The following is a 24,328-nucleotide window of genomic DNA, read 5'->3' on the forward strand; positions in this document are numbered from 1 at the left end:
CCAGTAATAAATTAATGATTTTGTACTGAGTTTTAAATCATATCTTTTTATTTTTACTAATTTTTAAAATGTTAATATTTTTTTATTAAGATTTATATCTAAAATTAAAAAAACTAAAAACGACAAAAAATTCAAGAAAATATATATATTTACGAAAATATTAATATAAATTAACTAAAGAACATAATATATTATTCTAATAAAAAATAATAAAGGGGGATTTTGATGCGCTATAATAAAATAAGATCTAAAAATAAAGTTTCATTATTAAATTTTAAAACTCTTAAGAGTAAATTAATAGCAATTATGATAACTGTTGCAGCAATTCCGATTTTTGTATTAGGAATAACATCTATAGTAGGATTTTCAATTTCTAGTGATAGAGATTTTAAGAAAAGTGGAGTGAGTTTAGGACAAGCAGTAGACGAAACTATAAATACAAAAATTAATAGTATTGAAACAATGTTAAATCATATTATTACTAGACATAATTTTGATGATAGTGAAATTGACAATAATGCTTTATATGAAGACTTGAAATTATTTAAAAATGGAAATGTAGATATTGAAAATGCATATTATTATAGTGGAAATAGTAAAAAGTTTGTTATATATCCTGATGCAGACTTTGATGATAAAGATTATACAAAAAATGAATGGTATGTAAAAGCTAAAAATGCGAATGGCAAGTTTGCTTTTACAGATGTTTTTGTAGATATGGCAACAAAACAATATGTAGCAACAATTTCTAAGGCTATTATAAAAGATGGTAAAGTACAAGGTGCTTTATGTATAGATTTTAAATTAACAAGTCTTGCAGATGCAATAGAGAATATTAAATATGGCAATAATGGTGAATTAGCAATTGTTGATAATAATGGTATTGTAATAGCACATACAAATAAAGAGCTAATAGGAAATTCTGATATATCTAAGAAACAAGAATGGAATTACATACTAAATTCAGATAGTGGTTTTACTAAAGTTAGTGAAAAAGATAAGAAAGATAGTATAAATTTTACGACTTCACATTTAACTGGATGGAAAATATTACTCAAAATACCTGAAGCTGAACTTATGAAATCACAACAAAGTTATAAAAGAATTTTAATAATAACAGCGATTATATTATTAATATTTGTAATAATTTTAGGAAGAAATTTTGCTGTTAAATTATCTAAAAATATAAATAAAATTAAAGAAGTAATTAAAAATGCAGCAAATGGAGATTTTACAGATAATATTAATATTTCAACGGGAGATGAACTTGAAGAACTTGGAAAGAGTTTTAATGAAATGCTTGAAAATATTTCTTATTTAATTGGGAAGGTGGATACATCAGTTCATAGAGTTAACGATACTTCATCAGGATTAGCAAATATGAGTGAAGAAGTATCATTAGCTATTAGTCAGGTTGCTAATACTATTGGAGAAATATCAAATGGAAGTATGGAGTCAGCGGAAAATCTTCAAAGTTTATCAGAAAATTTAGATGGTGTATCTAATGAAATAAATGTAATAAATGATGCGGTTAAAAATATAAGTAAATTAGCAATAGATACAGATGGTTTAAGTAAAAAAGGACTTGATATGATAAAAGACATAATGGACAAGTCCAGTCAAACTAAAACAAGCACTTTAGATGTGAGCAATGTTGTTAAAGTAGTTTCAGGAAGTGTACAAAATATAGCTTTAATGAATGAAGCAATAGCTAAAATAACAGAACAAACAAATCTTTTAGCATTAAATGCAGCCATAGAAGCAGCAAGAGCAGGGGAATCTGGTAAAGGATTTGCAGTTGTTGCTGAAGAGATAAGAAAACTTGCAGAGCAAACATCTGAATCAGCAAAAGAAATTGATTCAATAATAAGAGAAGTTGCTACAAATGTTAATAAAGCAGTAAATGAGGTTGATAAGACTAATGATGCTGTTAATAGTCAGGAAAAATCTGTATTAAATGCAGAAAGTATATTTAACAATATAATTTCTTCAATAAACAACTTAACAAATAGAGTTGAAGAAATAGCTGAAGGAATTAATGAAGTTACTTTAAAGAAAGATAATGTTGTAAATCAAGTTCAAAATTTATCTGCTATAGGAGAAGAGACAGCAGCGTCATCACAAGAGGTATCAGCGTCAACTGAAGAAGTGTCTGCATCTACTGATGAATTTGTTAAATATGCAGGTGAATTAAAAGAATTATCAAATAACTTAAATGATGAAATACAACAATTTAAGCTTAAATAAAAGGTTATGTTGATATATTCATAAGCAAAGCTGGGCGGAGTAATTAAATTTAGGGATATAAAATTAATATAGTCCAATTTAGCTTGCTTCTAATATAAAAATAAGACAAGTAATAAATGTAATCTTACACTAAGATATCAACATTTCTTTAAAACAAAAAGCTATGATTTAAAAATCATAGCTTTTTGTAATTCTTAAAACTTTTATCTTGGAATGAATCCAACTTTCTTTTGCATTTTTCTTAAAGTTTTATTTGCTATATAAGATGCTTTTTTAGCACCTTCTGAATAAATTTCTTCAAGTTTTTTCTTATCTTTTAAGAATTCTTTAACTTTTTCTTGGACTGGAACTAATTCTTCAATTACAGCATCAGCTACATCATTTTTAAGTTCGGCATAGCCTTTGCCTTCATAGTTTGCAACTAAAGATGTAGGATCAACACTTTTAATAGTGCCTAATATATTTAATAAATTTTTAACTCCAGGTTGATCATCAGTATAGTTTACTATACCAAGACTATCAGTTACAGATTTACTGATTTTTCTTTTAATAACATCTGGTGGATCCATAATTAATATAAAGCCATTAGGATTGTCATCTGATTTTGACATTTTCTTTAATGGATCTTGAAGACTCATAATTTTTGCACCAGCTTTTGGAATATAAGGATCAGGAATTTTAAAAGTATCACTATAAGTATTATTAAATCTTGCAGCAATATCTCTTGTTAATTCTAAATGTTGCTTTTGATCAGCACCAACTGGAACTAAATCTGTATTATATAAAAGTATGTCTGCAGCCATTAATACTGGATAATTAAATAAACCAGATGCTATTGAATCACCATACTTTTGAGATTTATCTTTATATTGAGTCATTCTACCAAGTTCACCCATATAAGTATTACAAGTAAGTATCCATGCAGCTTCAGTATGAGCTGGTACATGAGATTGTATAAATAATGTATTTTTATTTGGATCTATTCCTGCAGCAAGATATATAGATAATAATTCTAAAGTTCTTCTTCTTAAATCGGCAGGTTTTTGACGTACTGTTATAGCATGTAAATCAACCACACAATAATAAGTTTCAAATTCATCTTGCAATTTCACCCAATTTTTTAACGCTCCAAGGTAATTCCCTAAAGTTAAATCACCAGAAGGTTGAATACCACTAAATATTACTTTTTTACTTTCAACTATATTTTCTGACATAAAAACCCCTCTTTCTAAGGTAAATAATAATACTTATATTATAGGTATTGCATAGATGTAAGTCAATTATTACAATAATTAGTATTTTAAAATATGGCTCTGTTTTAGCAGAGTGTTGATATATGCATAAGCAAAGTGAGTGAAATTCTCAACTCTCCATTTTAACTAACAAAGTTTAAATAGTCATTTATTTATTTTATGAATTGTATGGGTACATTTGCTATGAATCGAGTTGGAATATATAATAAGCTCATTAAATTTATTTTAGGGGGAAAAAATTATGCAAAGTGAAAGTAAAACTTTAAATGTTAAAGAATTGGTGCTAATGGGGCTTATGATAGCATTAGTATATCTGGCAGGTAGTATAATAAAAATTCCATCACTTGGAGGTTTTGTTCACATTGGGGATTGCATGGTGTTTTTATCTGTAGTATTACTAGGAAAGAAAAAAGGTGCTATAACAAGTGCATTAGGAATGTTTCTTGTTGATGTATTAGGTGGTTATTATTTATGGGCTCCATTTACATTAATTATTAAAGGAATGATGGCATATATTGCTGGATGTATTTTGGAGAAAATGAAAAGTAATAATTCTTTTATAAAGAATACAACAGCATTTGCTATTAGTGGAGTATTTATGATTGTAGGTTATTTTGTTGCTGGGACAATTATGGCAGGATTTTTAACTGAAAAAGCAGGAGTAGTTCAAGGATTAATATATGCTTCAAAAGATATAGTAGGTAATATAATTCAAGTTACAACTGGAGTAGTTATAGCATTACCGTTAAGTGGGGTATTGCTTAAAGCTAAAAAAGCAGTATTGAATTAATCTTTATTTTAGGTATTAGTGATATGTGCATAAGCAAAGTGGGCTGAGTAATTGAACTTAGGAATACTAAAAATGAGAATAGTCCCATTTTAGCTTGCTCTTAATATAAAATTAAGACAAGCAGTAAATGTGACAATACTCATTGAGTATTCTCAAAGTCCAATTACAATGCCACTTTGCCTATTGCAAATATCACAATATATTTTAAATATAAAGATTAATTTAATTAACTGTATGTTCAAAATGACATTGTACTATGTGAAAGTTTATAATGTTTTTTTATTTGAATTAATTCTTAATTTTATTGAAATTATGAAACAAGAGAATAGTGGGATTAATAGTAGTAAAACTATTGATGCTAATTGAAAATATTTTAAAAAGTGAAATAGTATATAGTTATTGTTTGAAACTAAGTAAGATAATATAAAAATGATAATCAAAAATATACTGAAGAATACTTTTTTACTTTTTATTTTATCATGATAAATTAAAAATATTGCATATCCAGATAATATATATTTAATAAAAAAACCTGTAACAATTCTAAAAATATAAAAGAACTCACCAAATTCTATAAATTCTAATATTTGAATTATATCTGATTGAATAAATCCAGGATAAAATATATTAGCTACTCTTTCAGCTCCTAATGTAGCGATGACTCCAACAGTAGAAAATATTGTTATGATTGAAACAAGTAGTAGTGAAATAAGGGTATTCTTTTTTAAATCTTTTTTACTATTTAGTAGTTTTAAATAAGGAAGAACAATGCAAATTGATGATAAAGATCCTAATAAAAATAAGATACATTTTATTGAATCTATATTTAAATTATTATGTAAAATTGGGAAAATATATCTGTAATTTTTATAAGGTTCAATTAAAATAGCAAGAATTCCATCACTTAATAATAAAAGTGAGAAGGATACTATAACAAAAATTAATATTGAAGAAAATTTTCTTGTTAACAAATAAATACTAGGAATTAAAAATAACAACAAATAATATCCAATAGAAGATTCTAAAAATAAATTTGTATATATAAAATTAGATTCTATTGAGGTGCTTTCTATAGCATTTAATAAAAGTCCAATTGAAAATAAAAATAAAAAGATATTTGCTATGGGTTTAGGTAAATATTTTTTTATTGATTTTACTAAATCTGGACTATCTAATTTATTTAATGTCGTTATTATAAAATAAAAAAATAATATCAAAATTAATAATGATATTAATAAATATATCCAAGTATCTTGTTTACCGTATTTTATAAAGAATGAACTATAAGTTCTAATGCTAATTAATGTAGTTGCTAATATTAAAATTATGCAATGTTTAGTTGATAAATAATTTTTCATTCGAGATTCTCCCCTTTTAAGTACTATATATAATAATTTATAAATTTACCATTATGATTAAATAATTACTCAAATTATATTTTGATTATTTTTATCAAAATAATACCTTGATTTTAGTATTAACAAAAAAATGAATATTAAACCACTTAAGAGAGATAATATTTTTAGGTGATGTATTTATGAATGAAAATTTAAATTACTTTAAAAAAAGATTTGAGAAAGCATTTGATGTAAAATATAGGGATGTTGATACTAAGCTTGGAAAAGCAACTTTGATATTTATTGATACATTGTGTAATTCACAATTTATAAGTGATTATATTGTAAGTCCACTGAAAAATTATAGTTATGAATGTAATACATTAGATGATATTGTTACTAAAGTATTAGAAATAAATATAGTAGGTAATGTTAAAGATTTGGACGATGCAGTATTGCATATATTATCAGGAGATATAGTATTAACATTTGAAAATGAACAAAGAATGATTTTCTGTGAGGTAAAGGGGTTTCCAACTAGAGGTATAAGCATTCCTGTTACAGAGTCAGTAGTAAAGGGACCAAGAGAAGGATTTAATGAATTATTTGTTAATAGTATTTCATTAATAAGAAGAAAAATTAAAAACTCTGATTTGAAATTTGAACCATTATATGTTGGAGAAAAATCTCAAACAGTTGTATGCTTATGCTATATAGAAGGAGTAGCGCCAGATTATTTAATAAATGAAGTAAAAGAAACTATTAATAATTTGCATTTAGATTTTATACTAGATACTAATTATATAGAAGCTAAGCTGAGAAAAAAAGATTCATTATTTGATACTGTTGGATATACTGAAAAGCCAGATGAAGTAGCAGCTAAAATAATGGAAGGAAGGGTAGCTGTATTAGTAGATGGAACTCCATTTGTTCTAACAATTCCATATTTCTTTTTAGAAAATTTTCAAACTCCAGATGATTATTATTTAAATAGAATTTTTGTGAATTTTTTAAGAATATTAAGGTGGCTTGCTTTTTTCTTAGCTACATTTATGCCAGGCTTATATATAGCTGTTGTTACACATCATTTTTCATTGCTGACCCCTATGTTTACATTTAGATTAGCTGTTGCAAGGGCTGGAGTGCCATTTCCAACATTTTTTGAGGTTATAATTATGATGCTAGCTTTTCAGCTTATTAAAGAAGCAGGATTAAGATTGCCACAACCAATTGGTGGAGCTATGAGTATAGTTTCAGCATTAATACTTGGAGATGCAGCAGTAGGAGCAGGTATAGCATCGAGAATAACAATAATTATAGTTGCATTAAGTACATTAAGTTACTTCTTGATTCCTAAAGTATATGGAGCAATTTCTATTTGGTCAATAGGTGTCGTAACACTTAGTGCATTATTTGGATTACCAGGATTTTTTATGTCATTTATAATTATATTAAGTAATATATCAGATTTAGAAACAGGAGGATATTCATATTTATTTCCTATTGCAACAGATACAACTTATAAATTTAGAGATACAATATTTAGAGGCAGATTAAGTAAAATTTCTAAGACAATAATAGGAAAGGAGAAACATAATGAAAATTAAAAGAGCTTTTATAATTTTATTAGTAATTTTAATATCCTTTTCTATGATTTCATGTTTTAACTATCATGATATAAATAAGGTTACTTTTGTAACAAGTATTATATTTGATGAAGATGAAAATTCTAATGTTGTTTTGTATTTAGACTGTGTTAAAGCGTTTAGAAATGCTAATGAGAGTATTGAAAAAGGAAAAAGATTAATATATAAAGGTCAAGGCAAAACTGCTTTAGAAGCAATTAGAGATGTCAATATGGCAGCTAGCTTTAAATTAAATTTTACGCAAAATAGAGCATATATTTTTACAGGTAATGCTGTTAAAAATGGAATAAAGAAATATATAGATTTAATAAATAATGATCCTGAGTTTCCAATAACCCCTAATATGTTTACTTATTTTGATGATGTTGATAAACTTTTAGAACTGTCAAGTAGTGATGAAGAGTATTTAGGATTATTTTTAGATGATTTAGTAGAAAAAAATGAAAATTCTTCAAAAGTAATAAAATTGGATACAAATGCTTATATGCTTCAAAGGCTATTACCTAATAATTTATCTATTATGAGTACATTAAAATTAAAGGAAGATGCACGTGATAAAAAGATAGAATTAGGTGGCGGAACAATAATTCAAAATGATAGAATGATTGGAAAAATAGATACGCTAAATACATTAAGTTATAATTTGTTAACAAATAATATTAAAAGTGGAATATTAGAAGTTGTAAACCCAGATTCTAAAAATAATTTTATAACATTAAAAATACTAAATTCTAAAATAAAAACATCTGTAGATTATTCTAATGATAAGATAATATTAAATAAAAAACTTAAATTAAAAACTAATATTGCTGAATCACAAAGTAAATTTATAGTGGATAAGGAATTTTTAAATAGTATTTGCGAACTAGAGGAAGAAAGTATAAAAACACATCTAAAAGATACATTTAATGAGTATAGAGAAAAAAATGTAGATATATTGCAAGTAGTGAATTTATTAAATCAAAAATATGGATATGAAAAAGAAGAAGACTATTTATCTAAAGTAGAACTTAATGTTGAGGTAGATATAGATATAAAAGGAAGTGGTAGAATTAAAAATAGTTTATAGATAAATATTTATTGACTATTTCAAGAACATGTTTATACTATAATATCAACATTTATTTAAAATATTACCAATAATCAAACCATGCTTTAAGTTAAAACTTGATTTTGTAGTAGGTATGAAATTATAAGTTATTTCTCTTTAAGCATGGTTTTGTTTTAATTACTCAGACCACTTTGTTTATGCATATATCAATACTAACATAAAACAAAGTCTAATTATTAACTTTTGAATTGTTGCCAAAATATAAGGATAACGATATACTATAAATATTGTAAGTTAAATGTATATAATAGTAGATAATTGAACTTAGTTCAATAATTTAGGAGGTTTATAGTAATGGCAAATATATTAGATGAGTTACTTGATCGTGGGTACATAAAACAATTTACTCATGAAGAGGAAACAAGAAAATTATTAGAAAATGAGAAAGTAACTTTTTATATAGGATTTGATCCAACAGCAGATAGTTTACATGTAGGTCACTTTATAGCGATGATGTTTATGGCTCATATGCAAAGAGCAGGACATAGACCAATAGCTTTATTAGGCGGCGGAACAGCAATGGTTGGAGATCCAAGTGGTAAGACTGACATGAGAAAAATGCTTACTAAGGAACAAATACAACATAATGTTGATTCTATAAAAAAACAAATGGAAAGATTTATAGACTTTTCTGATGATAAAGCCTTAATAGTAAACAATGCAGATTGGTTACTAGATCTTAATTATGTTGACTTTTTAAGAGAAGTAGGAGTTCATTTCTCAGTTAATAGAATGTTAAGTGCAGAATGTTTTAAACAAAGATTAGAAAAAGGATTATCATTCCTAGAATTTAACTATATGTTAATGCAAGGATATGATTTTTATGTTTTAAATCAAAAATATGGATGTAAGATGGAACTTGGTGGAGATGATCAATGGTCTAACATGATTGCTGGTGTTGAACTTGTAAGAAGAAAAGCACAAGGTGATGCAATGGCTATGACTTGTACATTATTAACTAATAGCCAAGGACAAAAAATGGGTAAAACTGTTGGTGGAGCATTATGGCTTGATGCTGATAAAGTATCTCCATTTGACTTCTATCAATATTGGAGAAATGTTGATGATGCAGATGTAGAAAAATGTTTAGCATTATTAACTTTCTTACCAATGGATGAAGTAAGAAGATTAGGTGCCTTAGAAGGTGCTGAAATTAATGGAGCTAAGAAAATTCTTGCTTATGAAGTTACAAAACTTGTTCATGGAGATGAAGAAGCTAAGAAAGCAGAAGAAGCAGCTAATGCTTTATTCTCAGGTGGTGCTGACATGTCAAATGTACCAACAGTAACTATAGCTAAAGAAGATTTAGGTTCAACAGTTTTAGATGTAATAGCTAAGGCTAAAATAGTTCCATCTAAAAAAGAAGGAAGAAGATTAATAGAACAAGGTGGTTTATCTATTAATGGAGAAAAGATCACTGAATTAACAAGAACGTTAAACGAAGATGATTTTAAAGATGGATCTGCCTTAATAAAAAGAGGTAAGAAAAATTATAATAAAATAGAAATACAATAGTAAAGCTATAATGCCAATGTGCACTTATACTAAAATATCAATATTTGTTTTAAAAATAACATATTGCAATTAAAAAATAGGATTTGAAAAATTATTTCAAATCCTATTTTTTTAGGTAATTTAATGGTTATTAAGATTTTGATATATTATAATTATATTTCTTATATGTTAATTTATTCATTATTATAACGATAAATAAATAGGATAGTTAGAAAAAATAATTTTACGGTTTGTTTAATATATAATTTATGATTAAAGGGGGGAATAAATAAATGCCAGGTATTTGGAATGTAAATAATGTCTATAATAATAGTAATACGAGAAAATTTTCTAGTAAATTAACTTTTTCAGTAGGGGAAAAATTTAGTGGAAGAATTGTATCTAAGGGAGAAGGTAAAGATGTTACTATAAGATTATCAGATGGATGGCAGTTCATTGCAGAACTTGATGGAAATGTTAACTTAGATGATCTTAAACTAGTAAATTTTCAAGTAGAAGATTTTAAAGATGGAAAATTAAAATTAAAATTAGTATCCAGTGAACAAAAAGGTGAAGAGGTCTCTAATGAAGTATTTAAAGATATAATTGATAAAGAAGGTTTATCTAAAGAAGATATAAATATATTAGAAAAAATGATTAAACATAATATACCCTTAACTAAGGATAATATAAATAAAATTAAAGGATTAATTCAATTCAATGAAAATATAAACTTAAGCTCAGACAATATAGATGATTTTATACAAAATTATCTTCAAAGTAAAGGGATTGATATAAATACTCCTAAGGGAGAATTTATAAAACAAAATCTTGTGGAATTTTTCAGTAATTTTAAAAATATGTCAAGTGATGAAATATTATTATTTTTAGAAAACAATATGGAATTTTCAACAGAAAATATAAAAAGCTTTAATGAGCTTTTTAAGGGTGATTTATCAATAGAAAAATTATTATATAAATTATCTCAGGAGTTAGATAATTCACAATCAAATTTAAAAGATATACAAAATAAAGAGATAATAACTAATAAAGAATATTTAAATAAAGAAAATATAAATAAAGAAAATATAAATAATGAATTTTTAAAAAATAATAATAAAAATTCTTTAATATCTAAAATATATGATTCAAATGATGTTTCAAAGAATAAAGTTAGTGTTGTATCATTACTAAAGAGTATTACTGGTGACAATGAGAGAATTTTAAATGATTATTTAAAGGATATAATTAATTCTAGAGCTGAGAATTTAACAACGAAAGAATTTAATAGATTAATTTCATTAACATCAAAATTTGAAGACAGTGATATAGTAAATTTAATCAAAAATGAATTATCAGCTAAAGGATTATCTGATGAAACTATAAAATCTAACGGTCTAGAGAGTAAAGTTATAGATGGTAAAAATTTATTAGAGAATACTTTAGGAAAAATTTTAAATAAAGAAGTAAATTTAACTGATGAAGAATTTAAAAGATTTAATGATCTTATTAAATATAAATTACAAACTAACATAAATGAACAGGATATAAAACAAGAAGCAGTTAAGTTTGATAAAAGTCAAATTTCTCAATTAAAACCTGATCTTAATAATTTATATTCAAAAGATATTGAAAACTTCTCAAATAAAGATTTGATAAAACAAGAAATGGTAAACAAATTTAATGAGGTAAAAAATATTGTAAAAGATATAATAAACAATATTGATAATAAAGCAGTAGGTTATGAGAAGGTTATGGAAATGATAAAAGGTAATATTGGAGAATTTAAAGTATTTAATTCTATAAGTGAACAGTATTATTATTTAAATTTTCAAGTTCCTGTTAATGCAGAAGAATATCCTTGCAAACTAATTATAAAAGACAACAGAAAAGATGGAAAGAAAATAGATAAAACTAATGTAAAAATGGTTGTTAATGTTAAAACTATACATTTAGGTGATGTTGATGGATATTTAACGTTAAAAGATAATAGGATAGATATAAATTTAAAGTGTGATAATAAGTATGTAGATATAATAAGTAAAAATAAGAGTAAATTAAAATCCGGATTAGAAACACTAGGACTAGTTACAGAAGTTAGTGTTTCATTAAGAGAAGAACCTATTAACTTAGTAACTTGTGGCAAATTTTTTAATGATTTAAGTATCTCAAATATTGATATTAAGGTATAATAAAGTAGATATATTTTGAGTGTAAATTGTTTATGGAGTGAGTATATATGACTGAAAGAAAAAAAGCAGCAGCTCTTAAATATGAATTAAATAATACTGAAGCTCCAATTATAGCAGCATCAGGAATGGGACATATTGCAGATAAAATAATAGAAAAGGCACAAGAAAATGAAGTTCCCATAGTTTATAATAAAGAGTTAGCAAATTTGTTATGTAACGTTGATGTTGGAGATGAAATACCAACAGAGTTGTATGAGGCAGTAGCTCATGTAATAGCATTTGTAACTGATATAGATAAAACACTATAATTGTGTAAAAAACGGAAAGGTGATAAATTAATGGCACTTTATACTATTTCAGATTTGCATTTAGCAATGAATGTTGAAAAGCCAATGGATATATTTGGGGAAAATTGGGTTGGGCATTGTGAAAAAATAAAGAAAAATTGGCTAGAAAAAGTTAACGATGATGATATGGTATTAATAGCAGGAGATATTTCATGGTCACTTAAGGAAAGCGATAGCAAGTTTGATTTAGACTGGATAGATTCTTTACCAGGTAAAAAAATTATAAGCAAAGGAAATCATGATTATTGGTGGGGAAGTATATCTAAATTAAATAAACTATATGAAAATACCAAATTTCTTCAAAATAATTTTTATACTTATAAAAATTATGCCATTTGTGGTACAAGAGGTTGGATCTGTCCTGGGGGAGATAAGTATTCATCTAAGGATGAAAAAATTTATAGTAGAGAACAAATAAGATTGAAATTATCTTTAGAGTCAGCAAAAAGTAATGGATATGAAGATATTATAGTTATGATTCATTATCCTCCAACTAATGATAAGTTTGAAAAATCAGCCTTTTTAGAAATATTTAAAGAATATGGTGTAAAGAAAGTTATATATGGACACCTACACGGCCCATCATTAAAAGGTAATTTATTAGATGGTGATTTAGATGGAATAGAATATATATTATCATCAGCAGATTATCTTGATTTTAATCCAAAGCTGATTATAGAATAAAGATGTTGAAAAAATATTTTTTCAACATCTTTTTTTATGTCTAGGAAAGTATTAAATGTTTTCAATTTAAAATCTAGTTATATTAATGGAGTGAGAGATGTGAAGTGTATGAAATATCATCAACTAAGTGGACGTGGCACAGCTATTTTTTATGTTAAGTAGTTGTAAGATTTTCTATATAAGTTGTAATTTAATTAATAACCTTTAGAGTTATTTTAAATTATAGTCATTAAGAACTATTTATATATACGGTGTATAACTTAATATAAGTAGTAATAATTTTATAGGGAGAACATTTTGGGAAAGGGATATATATTAGTAAGAATATTTAAGGTTAAGGAAGCTTTACCTAAAACTGAGGGAAAACTCATAATTACTAATGCTGAAAATGGAAATGTAGTTTATGAGAAAGATAATGCATTTGATGTTAGTGGTAGAAGTGAATTAATAGAAGTAACTACGCCTGAAAAAAGTTTGTCTCAGCAGCCATATGAAGAAGGTACTATCCCATATTCTGTATATAATATAGATGTGCTATCTGAAAATTTTAAAGAAGTTATTGTTGAGGGAGTAAGTGCTTTTGAAGAAATAACTTCTATACAGAATATTGAGCTAATTGAAGAAGATAAAGAGAGTACTTTTAATGCTTCAGCAGAAAAAATTATTATTTCGCCGGAACAGCTTGTACTTAATGCAAAAAGGGATAGACAAGTAGGTTCTATGGCTGAGCCTTTAGTTTTAGACAAGCCATATATACCTGAATTTATTGTTGTACACTTAGGAACGCCAAGTTCAGCTGCTGAAAATGTGACGGTAGGGTTTATTGATTATATTAAAAATGTTGCTTCAAGTGAAATATATCCAACATGGCCGGAAGAATCATTAAAAGCAAATATATATTGTCAAATATCATTTGCATTAAATAGAATTTATACAGAATGGTATAGAAGCAAGGGATATTCATTTCAAATCACTAATTCAACTGCGTATGATCAATATTTTATAAAAGGTAGAAATATATTTGATAACATAAGCAAAATAGTAGATGAAATTTTTAGTGAATATATTATAACTATTGGGAACAAAACCCCATTCTTTGCACAGTATTGCAATGGTACAACAGTTAAGTGTGATGGGTTATCTCAATGGGGAACTGTAGATTTAGCAAATGCTGGTATGAAAGCTTTAGGTATTCTTCAATATTATTTTGGCTATGATAAAACTTTAGTTAGAGCAACTATGATTGAAGGAATACCAGAATCTTATCCAGGAACACCTCTTAGACTTAATGATGAAAATAATAATGTTAAGGTTATACAAAAACAATTAAATAGAATATCTAAAAATTTTCCTGCAATACCTAAAATACCATATGAAAATGGGAAGTTTGATAAAATAACTGAAGATGCAGTAAAAGTATTTCAGAAAGTTTTTAATCTTACTCAAGATGGTATTGTAGGAAGAGCTACTTGGTATAGAATATCATCTATTTATGTTGGTGTAAAAAGATTAGCAGAGCTTGATCAAGAGCCAGAAATTGATGGAGAAAATCCACCTCCAGATTCAGGGGGAGAGTATCCAGGATATTTATTAAAGTATGGTTCAAGGGGAGAAAAAGTTAAAGAAGTTCAGAGTTATCTTTCAGTTATATCTAAATCGTATAATATACCAAGTATTAAGGCAGATGGAATATTTGGTCAAATGACAAAAGATGCTGTTATAGCTTTTCAAAGGTTATTTGGACTAGTTCCAGATGGAATAATAGGGATAAATACATGGAATAAAATATATTATGTATATAAAGATTTGATTAAAGGAACTGGACAACAAGGCCTTAATGAAGAATTTGATGGAAAATATCCGGGTTATTTATTAAGTTATGGCTCAAGAGGAGAAAAAGTTAGAGAAATGCAGACATATCTTTCAGTTATATCTAAATCATACAATATACCAAGTATTAATGCAGATGGAATATTTGGAGATATGACAAGAAATGCTGTGTTATCTTTTCAAAGATTATTTGGATTAGCTCAAGATGGGGTAGTAGGATTAAATACTTGGAATAAGATATATGAAATTTATAGAGGTTCAGAAAAGTCTAATGTAGAAGAAAAGATTTATTCAGCTGATTATCCAGGTTATGTGTTAAAAGAAAATTTATATGGCGATGATGTTAGATGGGTACAAACTTATTTAAATGCCATATCTGAGTTTTATAAAGAGATACCTAAGATAAAAGTAGATGGAATATTTAAGAAAAAAACTAAAAATGCCGTAATAGCCTTTCAAAAAAATTTTGGATTGAATGTAGATGGAAAAATTGGCGTAAATGATTGGAAAAAATTAATATCAGTATACAATAGTTTAGATGGTGGACAAAATATTAATAAATCTGATATATTATATGATTATCCAGGTTTTGATTTAGAATTAGGAGATCGAGACGGGTATGTCACAGTTTTTCAAAAGTATATAAATATTCTTGCTAAAAATAATTATTTATCAAATCAAATTATAGAAAATGGTGTATTTGATAAAAGAACGGAAAATGCTGTTAAAGAACTACAGGAGAAGTTTGGATTAAAAGTAACAGGAATAGTTGATAAATTTACTTGGGATAAAACATCATCGTTATATGAAATTTTATATACTGGCAAGGGAATTAAAAGAAGTAGAAAATAAAAATTAAATATTTAATTTATAGTATTCATATTTTGCAAATAAAAGTATTCTCATTTTTAAAATATACTTTTTGTAATTTAAATTTATTTTAATAATAAAAAGAAAAGATGTAGAGGTAGTCTACATCTTTTCTTTTTTGTTAGCTTTAATTTAATATATTATTTAGTAATACTTTTACTTAGGTTGTTTAATGTATTGTTAAAGTTATCTAAAGAATCTGATTGAACATCTAATTTAGACGCAATTTCTTGAGTTAATTCAGAATTTTTTCTTGCAATATCATTTACTTTTTCAACACAATTAATAACATCATCTTTTTTATTTGAAGCAGTTGTAAGATTTCCTATACAAGTTGTAATTTCATCAATAGTTTCTTCTATAGAAGATTTAATATTACTAAAACTACCTTTTGTAGCATTTAATGAAGTATGTTGAACAGCTAAAGCGGAATTTCCAGAATTCATAGCTTCTGATGCTTGAATTATATCTGTTTTAATTTCTTCTAATATATCTGTTATACTTTGAACCGCTAATTTTGAGTTTTCTGCAAGTTTTCTTACTTCACCAGCAACAACTGAGAATCCCTTACCAGCTTCACCAGCTCTTGCAGCTTCTATTGCAGCATTTAATGATAAAAGATTTGTTTGACTAGCTATTTGACTGATAGAATCAGTTATCATATTTACAGATTCTAATTTACTAACTAAAGCATTTATAGTTTTAGTTGAAACTGTAAACATATGTTGTAATTCATTTAATGATGTATCTAAATTTTCAATTGATACAATTCCATTATCAGCGACTTTATCTGTATCTAATACTTGTCCATGAACATTAGCAACATTTAATGCTAATTCTTCCATATTAGATCTAAAATCATGTAATAAATCTGTTGCATGGTTTGCTTCATGATTTTCAGACATTGATAAGTTTGCTAAATGTGATACAGATGAATTAATATCGTTAATAGAGTTATGAATTTTAGAACTTTCAATTTTTAATTCAGAAAGACCTGTACCTATTTTACTAATTTCTGAATTATCATTAGTCTGTGGTAAAGTGATATTTTGTGTATTTTCTAAAGTCTTATCTTCTGTATATCTTTTGTTTTGAAAAAATCCCATAAGATTTTATCCCCCTTTATTTATAGTTCTAAAGTCTTTAATTATATTAATTATCGTTTGCTTTTATTAAATCTCGACCATTTCTAGCTAATTCTTTTATTTTATATGAAGCCCCAATAGTTGTTATAGCTTTAGAATACCATATAAGGGCCTCTGAATCGTTACCAAGTCGTCTATTTAGTTCTCCTAAAATATACATTGTAGAATCACGTTGAAGACCATACATGGGAAATGATTCTACAATGTATGCTTCATTAAAACCTTTTAATGCTTTTTCTAAAAAATGCAATTCATTTTGTATATCACCTAAAAGTCTATACATCCAAGCAATTTTTAAAGAAATCATAGCTTTGTTGCTATAATTAGAGTTTAATATTACAGAAGTCACTAATGCAAGTTTATAACGCTCAACAGCAATACTTGCAGTAATTATATCTGGATAATCTCTAGGTTTCCATAAAGGTTTTATCTTTTCTAAAACAATTTCTTTCTGATGTTTTTTTATCTTAAAAAAATCTATTTTCATAGAAGCATATCCGCAATTGTTACAAATCCATATATCATAAAAATAAGGATTTGGTGAAGAATATCTTATGAAAAAATCAGAATCTTTAGATAGTATCCTTGGCGAATTAACTTTCACAGCATTAACTTTAAATTTAAATTCACATATAGGACAATGCACTTGCTTTAGAAATAAATGTTTTCTTATTTCTGCCTCACACACTTTATTTCACCTCAATATAAATTACATGTCAAATTATAATTTACTTTTATTAAATTTATAATTTTAACCATTAAATTATACCACAATATACTATTAAAAAAAATAATTCTAATTAGATAAATAATTACACATAATCTAAAGTTTTTGATATAATAAATATGAATGATATTTAAAAGGATGGTATTTATGGCAATAAACGATTGGAAAAGTTTTTTAATGCCGTATGAGCAAGCAGTAGAGGAACTTAAGGTAAAATTAAAGTCTATAAGAAAAGAATATAGAAGAAAAAATGAATATTCACCGATAGAGTTTGTTACTGGCAGAGTAAAAGAAGTTTCTAGTATATTAGAAAAAGCTAATAAATTTGAAATACCTATAGATCAAGTTAGATATGAATTAGAAGACATAGCTGGAATAAGAATAATGTGTCAATTTGTAGATGATATAACTAAAGTTGTAGAATTATTGCGTGGAAGAAAGGACATGCAAATTCTTTATGAAAAAGACTATGTTAGAAATGTAAAAGAAAGTGGTTATAGAAGCTACCACATGATAATAAAATATCAAGTAAATATGGCAGAAGGACCAGTAGATATTCTTGCAGAGTTCCAAATTAGAACTTTGGCTATGAATTTTTGGGCTACTATTGAACATTCGCTTAATTATAAATATAAACAAAACATACCTACTCAGTTGAAAGAAAAACTTAAAAGTTCAGCTGATGCAGCTTTTAAATTAGATGAAGAAATGCTACAAATAAAAGATGAAATAAAAGATGCCCAAAAGCTTTTTGAAGTGAAATCTAGCATAATTTCAAATATTATGAACTCTTTATTGACTTTAAGCTCATTAGGTAAAGAAGCAGAAGCAGCAAGACATGAAAAGACTTTAAATAAACTTATTCAATACGGAGAAATTTGGGAATTGGATAACTTATTATTTTATGTTAAAAAAGATGTTGAAAAATATAGAGAATAATATTAAAGCTATGTTTGATAGTATATCAAACATAGCTTTAATAATAGGTAAAATTTCAAAAGAAAGGATTATATAATCATGATAGGAAAAGAATTAATGAAAAAGTTAAAAGAAAATCCAGAATATATTAAAGAAATTAGATATATAGATGATGAGCTTAATTTATTTATAGTTAAAAATAATGCAAATAATATAAAATATATTGAAAATCCAAGTAAAGAAGTGCAGTTAGAAGCAATAAAAGGTAGTCCATTATCAATACAATATATTGATAATGTCTATGAAGATGTTGGAGCTATATGTGTAAAAGCATTATGGAATTCATTAAAATATATAAAAAATCCAACAGAAAAAATAATAAGAGAAGCTATTAATACTAAGGGATGGGCAATTCAATTTATAAAAAATCCATCTGAAGAATTGCAAATTTTAGCTGTTGAAAGAGATTTTGATGCTATTAAATATATAGAAAATCCGTCAGAAGAAGTACAATTAACAGCTATTAAAAATTATTATTCGGCAATTAGGTATATAAAAAACCCAACTTTAAATGCAAAATTAGCAGCTATTGCATCACATGAGGAAGGAATAAATTATATTTCTAATTATGATTTAGATGAAGTAAAATTATTTATTTATAAAAATATAAATGTTGTTAAATATATTTATGAAAATATAGATATAGATTTAGTTATAGAAGTTTTAATGGATAAGATAAAAAATGAAAATATAGAAGAAAAATACATGAGAGATTTTTTAGAATTAGAAATCTTAGAAATGGATAAAGTTAATTTTGTCTGGGAATATGGATCTAAAAATGCAAAGAAAATATTAGTTGATTATAAATTATCTATGTAATGTTAAGCTATATAAATGAGATGAGAATTATAATTAATTTTAAGTAATAAAAAATATTACATGCAATAAAGGGGGAAGATATTTTGAATTATACAGAAACTTTAAAAACAGCTGATTTAGTTATGAATTCAAAGGATGTACCATTAATAATTGGAGAAAGTGGAATAGGAAAAACATCATTAGTTAGAGAGATAGCTAAAAATGATAATTATTCATTAGTTACTATAGACGCAAATCTTTTAAAAGAGGGAGAAATAGGGGGGTTGCCTGTAGTAGAAAATAGAGAGGTAGTGTATGCAACACATAATAAGTTGATAGAGGTAAAAAATTTATTATGTAAAGATGATATAAATGGGGTTATATTATTTATTGATGAATTAAATAGATGTGATCACGCAGTTTCACAGGAGCTTATGAACCTTATATTAAACAGAGAGATAAATGGTTATGTTTTAGATGAAAGAGTGAAAGTTATTGCAGCTATGAATCCATCAAATAAATATGATGGATTTTCAGACAGTCAATATGAAGTAGTAGATATGGATCCAGCTCAAGAAGATAGATTTGTATGGTTAGAAATGCAATCTGACGTAAAGGAATGGATAAAATGGGGAATGAGTACAGATGGGAATATTCATGAACACATAATAGAATTTATATCTACATTTCCTCAATACTTACATACGCCAAACTCAATGGAAAGCATAAAAGCAACTCCAAGAAGCTGGCATAGAATATCTAAAGCTTATGAGGTGTATTTAAATAACAAGGATAAATATGATTTTAATATATTTTTAAATACAGTGAGAGGAAATGTTGGACCTAATATATGTAATGATTTTGCTGATTTTATACTTCATATAAGAAAACCACTGATCAAAGTTGAAGAGTTATTTGAAAATGAAATTTTAAGTTTTGATTTAAAGGAAAAGTTAGAAAATGAAAATCACTCAAGATTATATATATTAGCTAAAAATGCAATCTTATTTGTAGAAAGAAATTCTTCAGAAAAGAATTTAATATTATTTTCAAAGGTGTTAGATTTATATCCTAGAGATTTAAGACTTGGAATAATGAAAGAAATTAAGAAAGACCATAAAGATGGGTTATATGAATTGTTATTAAATCAAGATGAATTTATAGAAAGCTTTTTTAACATATTTATCAAATAGCATATTTTCAGTAAAATGTTAATATGTATATAGGTAAAGCTTAGAAGAGTCGTTAAGTTTAAATATTAAGTATAGTTGCATTAAATAGACATGAATACAATCGAAAGGAGGAGTTAGGTGGATTTTAATAATAAAAAAGAAGAACTTTTAAAAAAAGCGTATAATATAAAAAGTATTGATGAATTTGATAATATGTATATAAGGAGTTTCTTTGAACTAGTTGAAGAGGTTATTCTTGATTTATTAGAAAGTGAAGATTCATTTTTTGGTCAATTTATGTTAAGAGTAAAAAGGCAAATAAGAATTGAGTTGAAATCACCTATAGCTACTATTCCTAAAAGAAGTGGATTTAACATGTACTTTAACCCTATATTATTTTTACAGTGTGAAAAAAAAGAAATGTCAGCATTATTTAAGCATGAGATTTATCATATAATGTATTCACATTTTTCTAGAGAGAGAAAAATGAAAGAAAGATTAAGTAAAGAAGCTATAAATACTGCACTAGATATTTCGATAAATCAATATATAAAAAATCTTCCACCTTGGAGTAAAAAGATTAATTCTATAAATATGGAATATAATTTAAATTTAAAAGAAGATAGAAGTGCAGAAGAATATGCAGAGGAAATTTATAAATCAATTAAGTCAAGAATAAAGGACCCTAAAATTGACAAAGAAGAGTCATTAGATGAAATTAATTTAGAGAATGCTCATGATATATGGGAAGAAATAGATGTATCTCAAGAAGACATTGAAAGTTTAACGAAGAAAACAGCAGTTAGCATATGTGATAAAAATATGCCAAGTGATATTGAAGAGATAATTTTAGCTTATAGTGAAAACGCAGAGATATCTTGGCAAAGAATATTAAAAAATTTATTACCATCTGTAAAAAATGGATATAAAAAAACTACAACTAGAAGAAATAGGAGGCAACCTAATAGATTAGATTTGAGAGGAAGGTTACCAAAAAACAACTCAGAATTAATAGTTGCAATTGATATAAGTGCAAGTATGAGTGATGATACTTTACATAAAATTTTGGTTGAAATATTAGAGATTAGTAAAACTATAAATAATGATATAATAATAATAGAATGTGATGATACCATTAAAAGAGTATACAAATTACGAAGTCCAAAAGATATAAAAAAGAGAAGTGAAAATAATGGATCAACTGCCTTTACTCCGGTATTTAGATATATATTAGAAAATAATTTAAGAAATGCTGTATTAATTTATTTTACAGATGGTGTAGGAGAAAAGGAATTAGATATAAAGCCGTTGAATAAAAGAATAATATGGGTGTTAATTGGTTCAGAAGAATTTTCATTAAAAAATCATTATGGAACAGTAAAGAGAATAAGCAGTGATAAGAAAGAAAAAGTTGAAGGAAATATTGGGTTACGTATGGTTAATTCAGTAATACATGATTGGGCTAGATAACAAGTAAGTAATTAATTAAAATGACCTGTTTAAGCAGATTATTGATATGTGCATAAGCAATTAAGGAGGGGAAGTGTGAGTAAAAAATTTAAAGTAAGAGATTATGCCATTATTATAACTGTATTATTTGCTATTAGTTTAATAATAAATATTTTTAGCTATGTTAATATAAGAGATTATAAATATAGAATTAGTAGGGAATCTCAACTTAATATCGAAGATATAAGACAAAGAAATGAAAGCAACATGGACATTCTTAATATGAGCATAGATCAAGGGTGCATAAAAAATGAAGAATTATTAAAGCTCTATAAGAATTATGAAATTATTGCAAATGATACAATAGAATTATGGGAACAGTATGGGGAATATAAAGCAAACAGTTTTTCAATATTTTCTAAAAAAATAGAAACTAAAAAAATAATACAAAATGATGTACATGGCAGAATAAAAGAATATATGTTTATTGTATTAAATGAAGCTATGAAAAATAGAGAATCTGGTTTAATATTAAATGAAAATTATTTGGATGATTTTGTTGTTATGAATGAGTTAGCAGAAAAAATATATCATTATTTTGAAGAGTTTAATTCTACAAAATTATCAAATTTTACTGGAGTAGATAGAGAAAAGAAAAGTATTAGAAATAATTATTGGATTGATATGTTACAAGGGATATATGACATTAGTGATGAGTATTCGAATATTCAATTGAGTGTAAGTAATATTGAAAATGTTAATAATATAGATATTATTAACGAAGGTAAATAAAAAAATACAACTACTTAATTTAAGTAGTTGTATTGTATATATTAGTGACATCCACTACATGAACCACCACAGCCTCCAGCAGGAGCTATAACTGGTTTTAAGGTAAGACCTCTACCTTCATTTTCATTAGTAGAAAGTATTATAAAGCCACCAAATTCTTCTATTAAAGTTTTTTCCATGATGAAAGATACATCATTTACTTTTTCTACAACATCAGTATCAGTAGCTTGAGATACTGAGATATTAAATATTGGACCGCTACAAGCAGCACCAGCAAAATTTATTCTAATATTAAAATCAGATATGTTATTATCATCTAAAAAACCTTTGAATTCATTATAAGCTTCTTCGCTTATAGTAATGTTTTTCATATAAATCACCTACTTAAATTAAAATGATTAACAAAAATGTTAATGAATTAAGTATATCATACAAGATACAAAATAAAAAGATTATAAATCATATAAAATATAGTTTGGAGGTATAAAGTATGATATAATTTATCAGTAATTTATCTCTTTAAAGTATTAAGGTTAAAATTTATAATTTTAAGTATTAAAAGGGTTTATATTATTAATAATAATTTATATAATAAGTTTTATATTAGTTTTAGAAGGGAAAAATTTATGAAACCGTATAATAAAGATTTTATAGTAAAAGAAGTACAAGAATATAATTCTCTTATAAATGAGTATAGCCTTGGACGTTATTGTATAAAAAAGAAAAGTAGTAAGGGAATAAAACTTCAAGGATATATGTATGAAAATACAGAAGAATATGATTTACCTATAATACAATTATTAAAAGATGATAAAAGCCTTATGCGTATTACGCCAAAAGAAATAGAAAGTTCTTATCAAGCAATAAAATTTGCTAAAGGTAAAGTAGGAATTGTAGGTCTTGGTCTTGGATACGTAGTAGATAAGATTGCAAAAAAAACTAAGGTAAATCAAGTTATAGTATATGAAATTAGTGAAGAAGTAATAGAAATGTATAAGAAAAACTTTGGAGAAAATAAAAAAGTTAAAATTATACATGGAGATGCATTTAAAGCAAAACCAGAAAAATTCGATTTTTTCTATGTTGATATATATGAATATAAATTGGAATTAAAAGTAGTAGAAGACTATAATACATTTAATAAATTACATGAAATAGAAGAGTATTCATTTTGGGGAATGGAACATTTTCTTTTAAGTTGTAATTATGAAGAAGTTTTATGGGTATATATTCCAGAAAATTGGATTGAAATGAGTAAAAATTTATATGTATCTCTTGATACATCAGGATATATAAAGAACTATAAACAATTAGAGGAAGATAAAGTAAGAGATGTACTTAAAGAATTTAAAAAAATTTTAAATAACGATATAGAAATATAATTATTATAAAAATATATTTTAATATCACAAAAAAATCTATGTATACTTCATTATTAAAAAGATATGAATTATACATAGGTTTTT

General features: G+C 25.7%; 20 protein-coding genes. 15 read left to right on the forward strand and 5 right to left on the reverse strand.

All coding sequences use genetic code 11. The features are described 5' to 3' along the window. The first annotated feature begins 225 nt into the window (after window positions 1-225). A complete protein-coding gene (locus tag RGC78_RS10755) occupies window positions 226-2,247 on the forward strand; it encodes a methyl-accepting chemotaxis protein (RefSeq protein ID WP_252226619.1) in 2,022 nt (673 codons plus the stop codon). A 203-nt stretch (window positions 2,248-2,450) separates the two neighbouring features. Here RGC78_RS10755 and trpS read toward each other — a convergent pair whose 3' ends face one another. Continuing rightward, window positions 2,451-3,461 (reverse strand): tryptophan--tRNA ligase, encoded by a 1,011-nt coding sequence (trpS, locus tag RGC78_RS10760; protein WP_252226617.1) that lies wholly within the window; start codon window positions 3,459-3,461, stop codon window positions 2,451-2,453. Window positions 3,462-3,741: 280 nt separating this feature from the next. Between trpS and RGC78_RS10765 the strand changes: the two genes are divergently transcribed. Further along, the gene (locus RGC78_RS10765; protein ID WP_252226615.1) at window positions 3,742-4,290 is read left to right on the forward strand and encodes an ECF transporter S component; all 549 of its coding nucleotides are present in this window, start codon (window positions 3,742-3,744) and stop codon (window positions 4,288-4,290) included. A gap of 266 nt (window positions 4,291-4,556) precedes the next feature. Here the strand turns inward: RGC78_RS10765 and RGC78_RS10770 are convergent, their stop codons facing one another. After that, on the reverse strand, window positions 4,557-5,648 hold the full coding sequence (locus RGC78_RS10770; protein ID WP_252211814.1) for a GerAB/ArcD/ProY family transporter: 1,092 nt from the start codon (window positions 5,646-5,648) through the stop codon (window positions 4,557-4,559). A 179-nt stretch (window positions 5,649-5,827) separates the two neighbouring features. On the opposite strand from RGC78_RS10770, the gene RGC78_RS10775 reads away from it, so the two are divergent. From RGC78_RS10775 to RGC78_RS10805, 7 genes are all read left to right on the forward strand, one after another. Beyond that, a complete protein-coding gene (locus RGC78_RS10775) occupies window positions 5,828-7,234 on the forward strand; it encodes a spore germination protein (protein WP_252211815.1) in 1,407 nt (468 codons plus the stop codon). Continuing rightward, window positions 7,224-8,342: a Ger(x)C family spore germination protein gene (locus RGC78_RS10780; protein ID WP_252226613.1), complete on the forward strand. Its 1,119-nt coding sequence runs from the start codon at window positions 7,224-7,226 to the stop codon at window positions 8,340-8,342. Before RGC78_RS10775 ends, RGC78_RS10780 begins: the two co-directional genes overlap by 11 nt. Window positions 8,343-8,678: 336 nt before the next feature. After that, window positions 8,679-9,899: a tyrosine--tRNA ligase gene (tyrS, locus tag RGC78_RS10785; protein WP_252211817.1), complete on the forward strand. Its 1,221-nt coding sequence runs from the start codon at window positions 8,679-8,681 to the stop codon at window positions 9,897-9,899. Window positions 9,900-10,171: 272 nt separating this feature from the next. Then, on the forward strand, window positions 10,172-12,070 hold the full coding sequence (locus tag RGC78_RS10790) for a flagellar hook-length control protein FliK (protein WP_252211818.1): 1,899 nt from the start codon (window positions 10,172-10,174) through the stop codon (window positions 12,068-12,070). 47 nt (window positions 12,071-12,117) lie between these two features. Further along, window positions 12,118-12,378: an EscU/YscU/HrcU family type III secretion system export apparatus switch protein gene (locus RGC78_RS10795; RefSeq protein WP_252211819.1), complete on the forward strand. Its 261-nt coding sequence runs from the start codon at window positions 12,118-12,120 to the stop codon at window positions 12,376-12,378. Window positions 12,379-12,408: 30 nt separating this feature from the next. Next, complete coding sequence (locus RGC78_RS10800) at window positions 12,409-13,101, forward strand: metallophosphoesterase (protein ID WP_252211820.1); 693 nt, start codon at window positions 12,409-12,411, stop codon at window positions 13,099-13,101. 297 nt (window positions 13,102-13,398) lie between these two features. Then, entirely contained in the window at window positions 13,399-15,783 is a 2,385-nt protein-coding gene (locus RGC78_RS10805) for a peptidoglycan-binding protein (RefSeq protein ID WP_309556631.1), read from the forward strand. A gap of 158 nt (window positions 15,784-15,941) precedes the next feature. Here RGC78_RS10805 and RGC78_RS10810 read toward each other — a convergent pair whose 3' ends face one another. Further along, window positions 15,942-16,907: a methyl-accepting chemotaxis protein gene (locus tag RGC78_RS10810; protein WP_309556632.1), complete on the reverse strand. Its 966-nt coding sequence runs from the start codon at window positions 16,905-16,907 to the stop codon at window positions 15,942-15,944. Between the two features lie 46 nt (window positions 16,908-16,953). Further along, window positions 16,954-17,634: a DUF2225 domain-containing protein gene (locus RGC78_RS10815; protein WP_252211823.1), complete on the reverse strand. Its 681-nt coding sequence runs from the start codon at window positions 17,632-17,634 to the stop codon at window positions 16,954-16,956. A gap of 186 nt (window positions 17,635-17,820) precedes the next feature. Between RGC78_RS10815 and yjbM the strand changes: the two genes are divergently transcribed. The 5 genes from yjbM (at window position 17,821) to RGC78_RS10840 (ending at window position 22,862) form a co-directional block, all read left to right on the forward strand. Further along, window positions 17,821-18,612 carry a GTP diphosphokinase gene (yjbM, locus tag RGC78_RS10820; RefSeq protein ID WP_003373100.1) on the forward strand — a complete coding sequence of 264 codons (792 nt, stop codon included), beginning with the start codon at window positions 17,821-17,823 and terminating at the stop codon, window positions 18,610-18,612. 78 nt (window positions 18,613-18,690) lie between these two features. Then, window positions 18,691-19,470, forward strand: a complete 780-nt coding sequence (locus tag RGC78_RS10825; protein ID WP_309556633.1) for a hypothetical protein — start codon at window positions 18,691-18,693, stop codon at window positions 19,468-19,470. A gap of 83 nt (window positions 19,471-19,553) precedes the next feature. Then, the gene (locus RGC78_RS10830; RefSeq protein WP_309556634.1) at window positions 19,554-20,642 is read left to right on the forward strand and encodes an AAA family ATPase; all 1,089 of its coding nucleotides are present in this window, start codon (window positions 19,554-19,556) and stop codon (window positions 20,640-20,642) included. 117 nt (window positions 20,643-20,759) lie between these two features. Then, on the forward strand, window positions 20,760-22,091 hold the full coding sequence (locus RGC78_RS10835) for a vWA domain-containing protein (RefSeq protein WP_309556635.1): 1,332 nt from the start codon (window positions 20,760-20,762) through the stop codon (window positions 22,089-22,091). Window positions 22,092-22,166: 75 nt separating this feature from the next. Then, window positions 22,167-22,862 carry a hypothetical protein gene (locus RGC78_RS10840; RefSeq protein ID WP_309556636.1) on the forward strand — a complete coding sequence of 232 codons (696 nt, stop codon included), beginning with the start codon at window positions 22,167-22,169 and terminating at the stop codon, window positions 22,860-22,862. Between the two features lie 41 nt (window positions 22,863-22,903). Here the strand turns inward: RGC78_RS10840 and RGC78_RS10845 are convergent, their stop codons facing one another. Then, on the reverse strand, window positions 22,904-23,233 hold the full coding sequence (locus RGC78_RS10845) for a HesB-like protein (protein ID WP_252211828.1): 330 nt from the start codon (window positions 23,231-23,233) through the stop codon (window positions 22,904-22,906). A 255-nt stretch (window positions 23,234-23,488) separates the two neighbouring features. Here RGC78_RS10845 and RGC78_RS10850 point away from each other — a divergent pair, with 255 nt between their 5' ends. After that, window positions 23,489-24,244, forward strand: a complete 756-nt coding sequence (locus tag RGC78_RS10850; protein ID WP_252211829.1) for a methyltransferase domain-containing protein — start codon at window positions 23,489-23,491, stop codon at window positions 24,242-24,244. Window positions 24,245-24,328: the final 84 nt, after the last annotated feature.

Source organism: Clostridium aquiflavi, assembly GCF_031344075.1.
GTDB classification, from domain to species: domain Bacteria; phylum Bacillota; class Clostridia; order Clostridiales; family Clostridiaceae; genus Clostridium; species Clostridium aquiflavi.

Coding starts and splice junctions, on each gene's coding strand:
- RGC78_RS10825 (WP_309556633.1), top strand. CDS start 18,691: ATGATAGGAAAAGAATTAATGAAAAAGTTAAAAGAAAATCCAGAATAT.
- RGC78_RS10765 (WP_252226615.1), top strand. CDS start 3,742: ATGCAAAGTGAAAGTAAAACTTTAAATGTTAAAGAATTGGTGCTAATG.
- RGC78_RS10800 (WP_252211820.1), top strand. CDS start 12,409: ATGGCACTTTATACTATTTCAGATTTGCATTTAGCAATGAATGTTGAA.
- yjbM (WP_003373100.1), top strand. CDS start 17,821: ATGGCAATAAACGATTGGAAAAGTTTTTTAATGCCGTATGAGCAAGCA.
- RGC78_RS10810 (WP_309556632.1), bottom strand. CDS start 16,907: ATGGGATTTTTTCAAAACAAAAGATATACAGAAGATAAGACTTTAGAA.
- RGC78_RS10770 (WP_252211814.1), bottom strand. CDS start 5,648: ATGAAAAATTATTTATCAACTAAACATTGCATAATTTTAATATTAGCA.
- tyrS (WP_252211817.1), top strand. CDS start 8,679: ATGGCAAATATATTAGATGAGTTACTTGATCGTGGGTACATAAAACAA.
- RGC78_RS10850 (WP_252211829.1), top strand. CDS start 23,489: ATGAAACCGTATAATAAAGATTTTATAGTAAAAGAAGTACAAGAATAT.
- RGC78_RS10775 (WP_252211815.1), top strand. CDS start 5,828: ATGAATGAAAATTTAAATTACTTTAAAAAAAGATTTGAGAAAGCATTT.
- RGC78_RS10755 (WP_252226619.1), top strand. CDS start 226: ATGCGCTATAATAAAATAAGATCTAAAAATAAAGTTTCATTATTAAAT.
- trpS (WP_252226617.1), bottom strand. CDS start 3,461: ATGTCAGAAAATATAGTTGAAAGTAAAAAAGTAATATTTAGTGGTATT.
- RGC78_RS10780 (WP_252226613.1), top strand. CDS start 7,224: ATGAAAATTAAAAGAGCTTTTATAATTTTATTAGTAATTTTAATATCC.
- RGC78_RS10790 (WP_252211818.1), top strand. CDS start 10,172: ATGCCAGGTATTTGGAATGTAAATAATGTCTATAATAATAGTAATACG.
- RGC78_RS10795 (WP_252211819.1), top strand. CDS start 12,118: ATGACTGAAAGAAAAAAAGCAGCAGCTCTTAAATATGAATTAAATAAT.
- RGC78_RS10845 (WP_252211828.1), bottom strand. CDS start 23,233: ATGAAAAACATTACTATAAGCGAAGAAGCTTATAATGAATTCAAAGGT.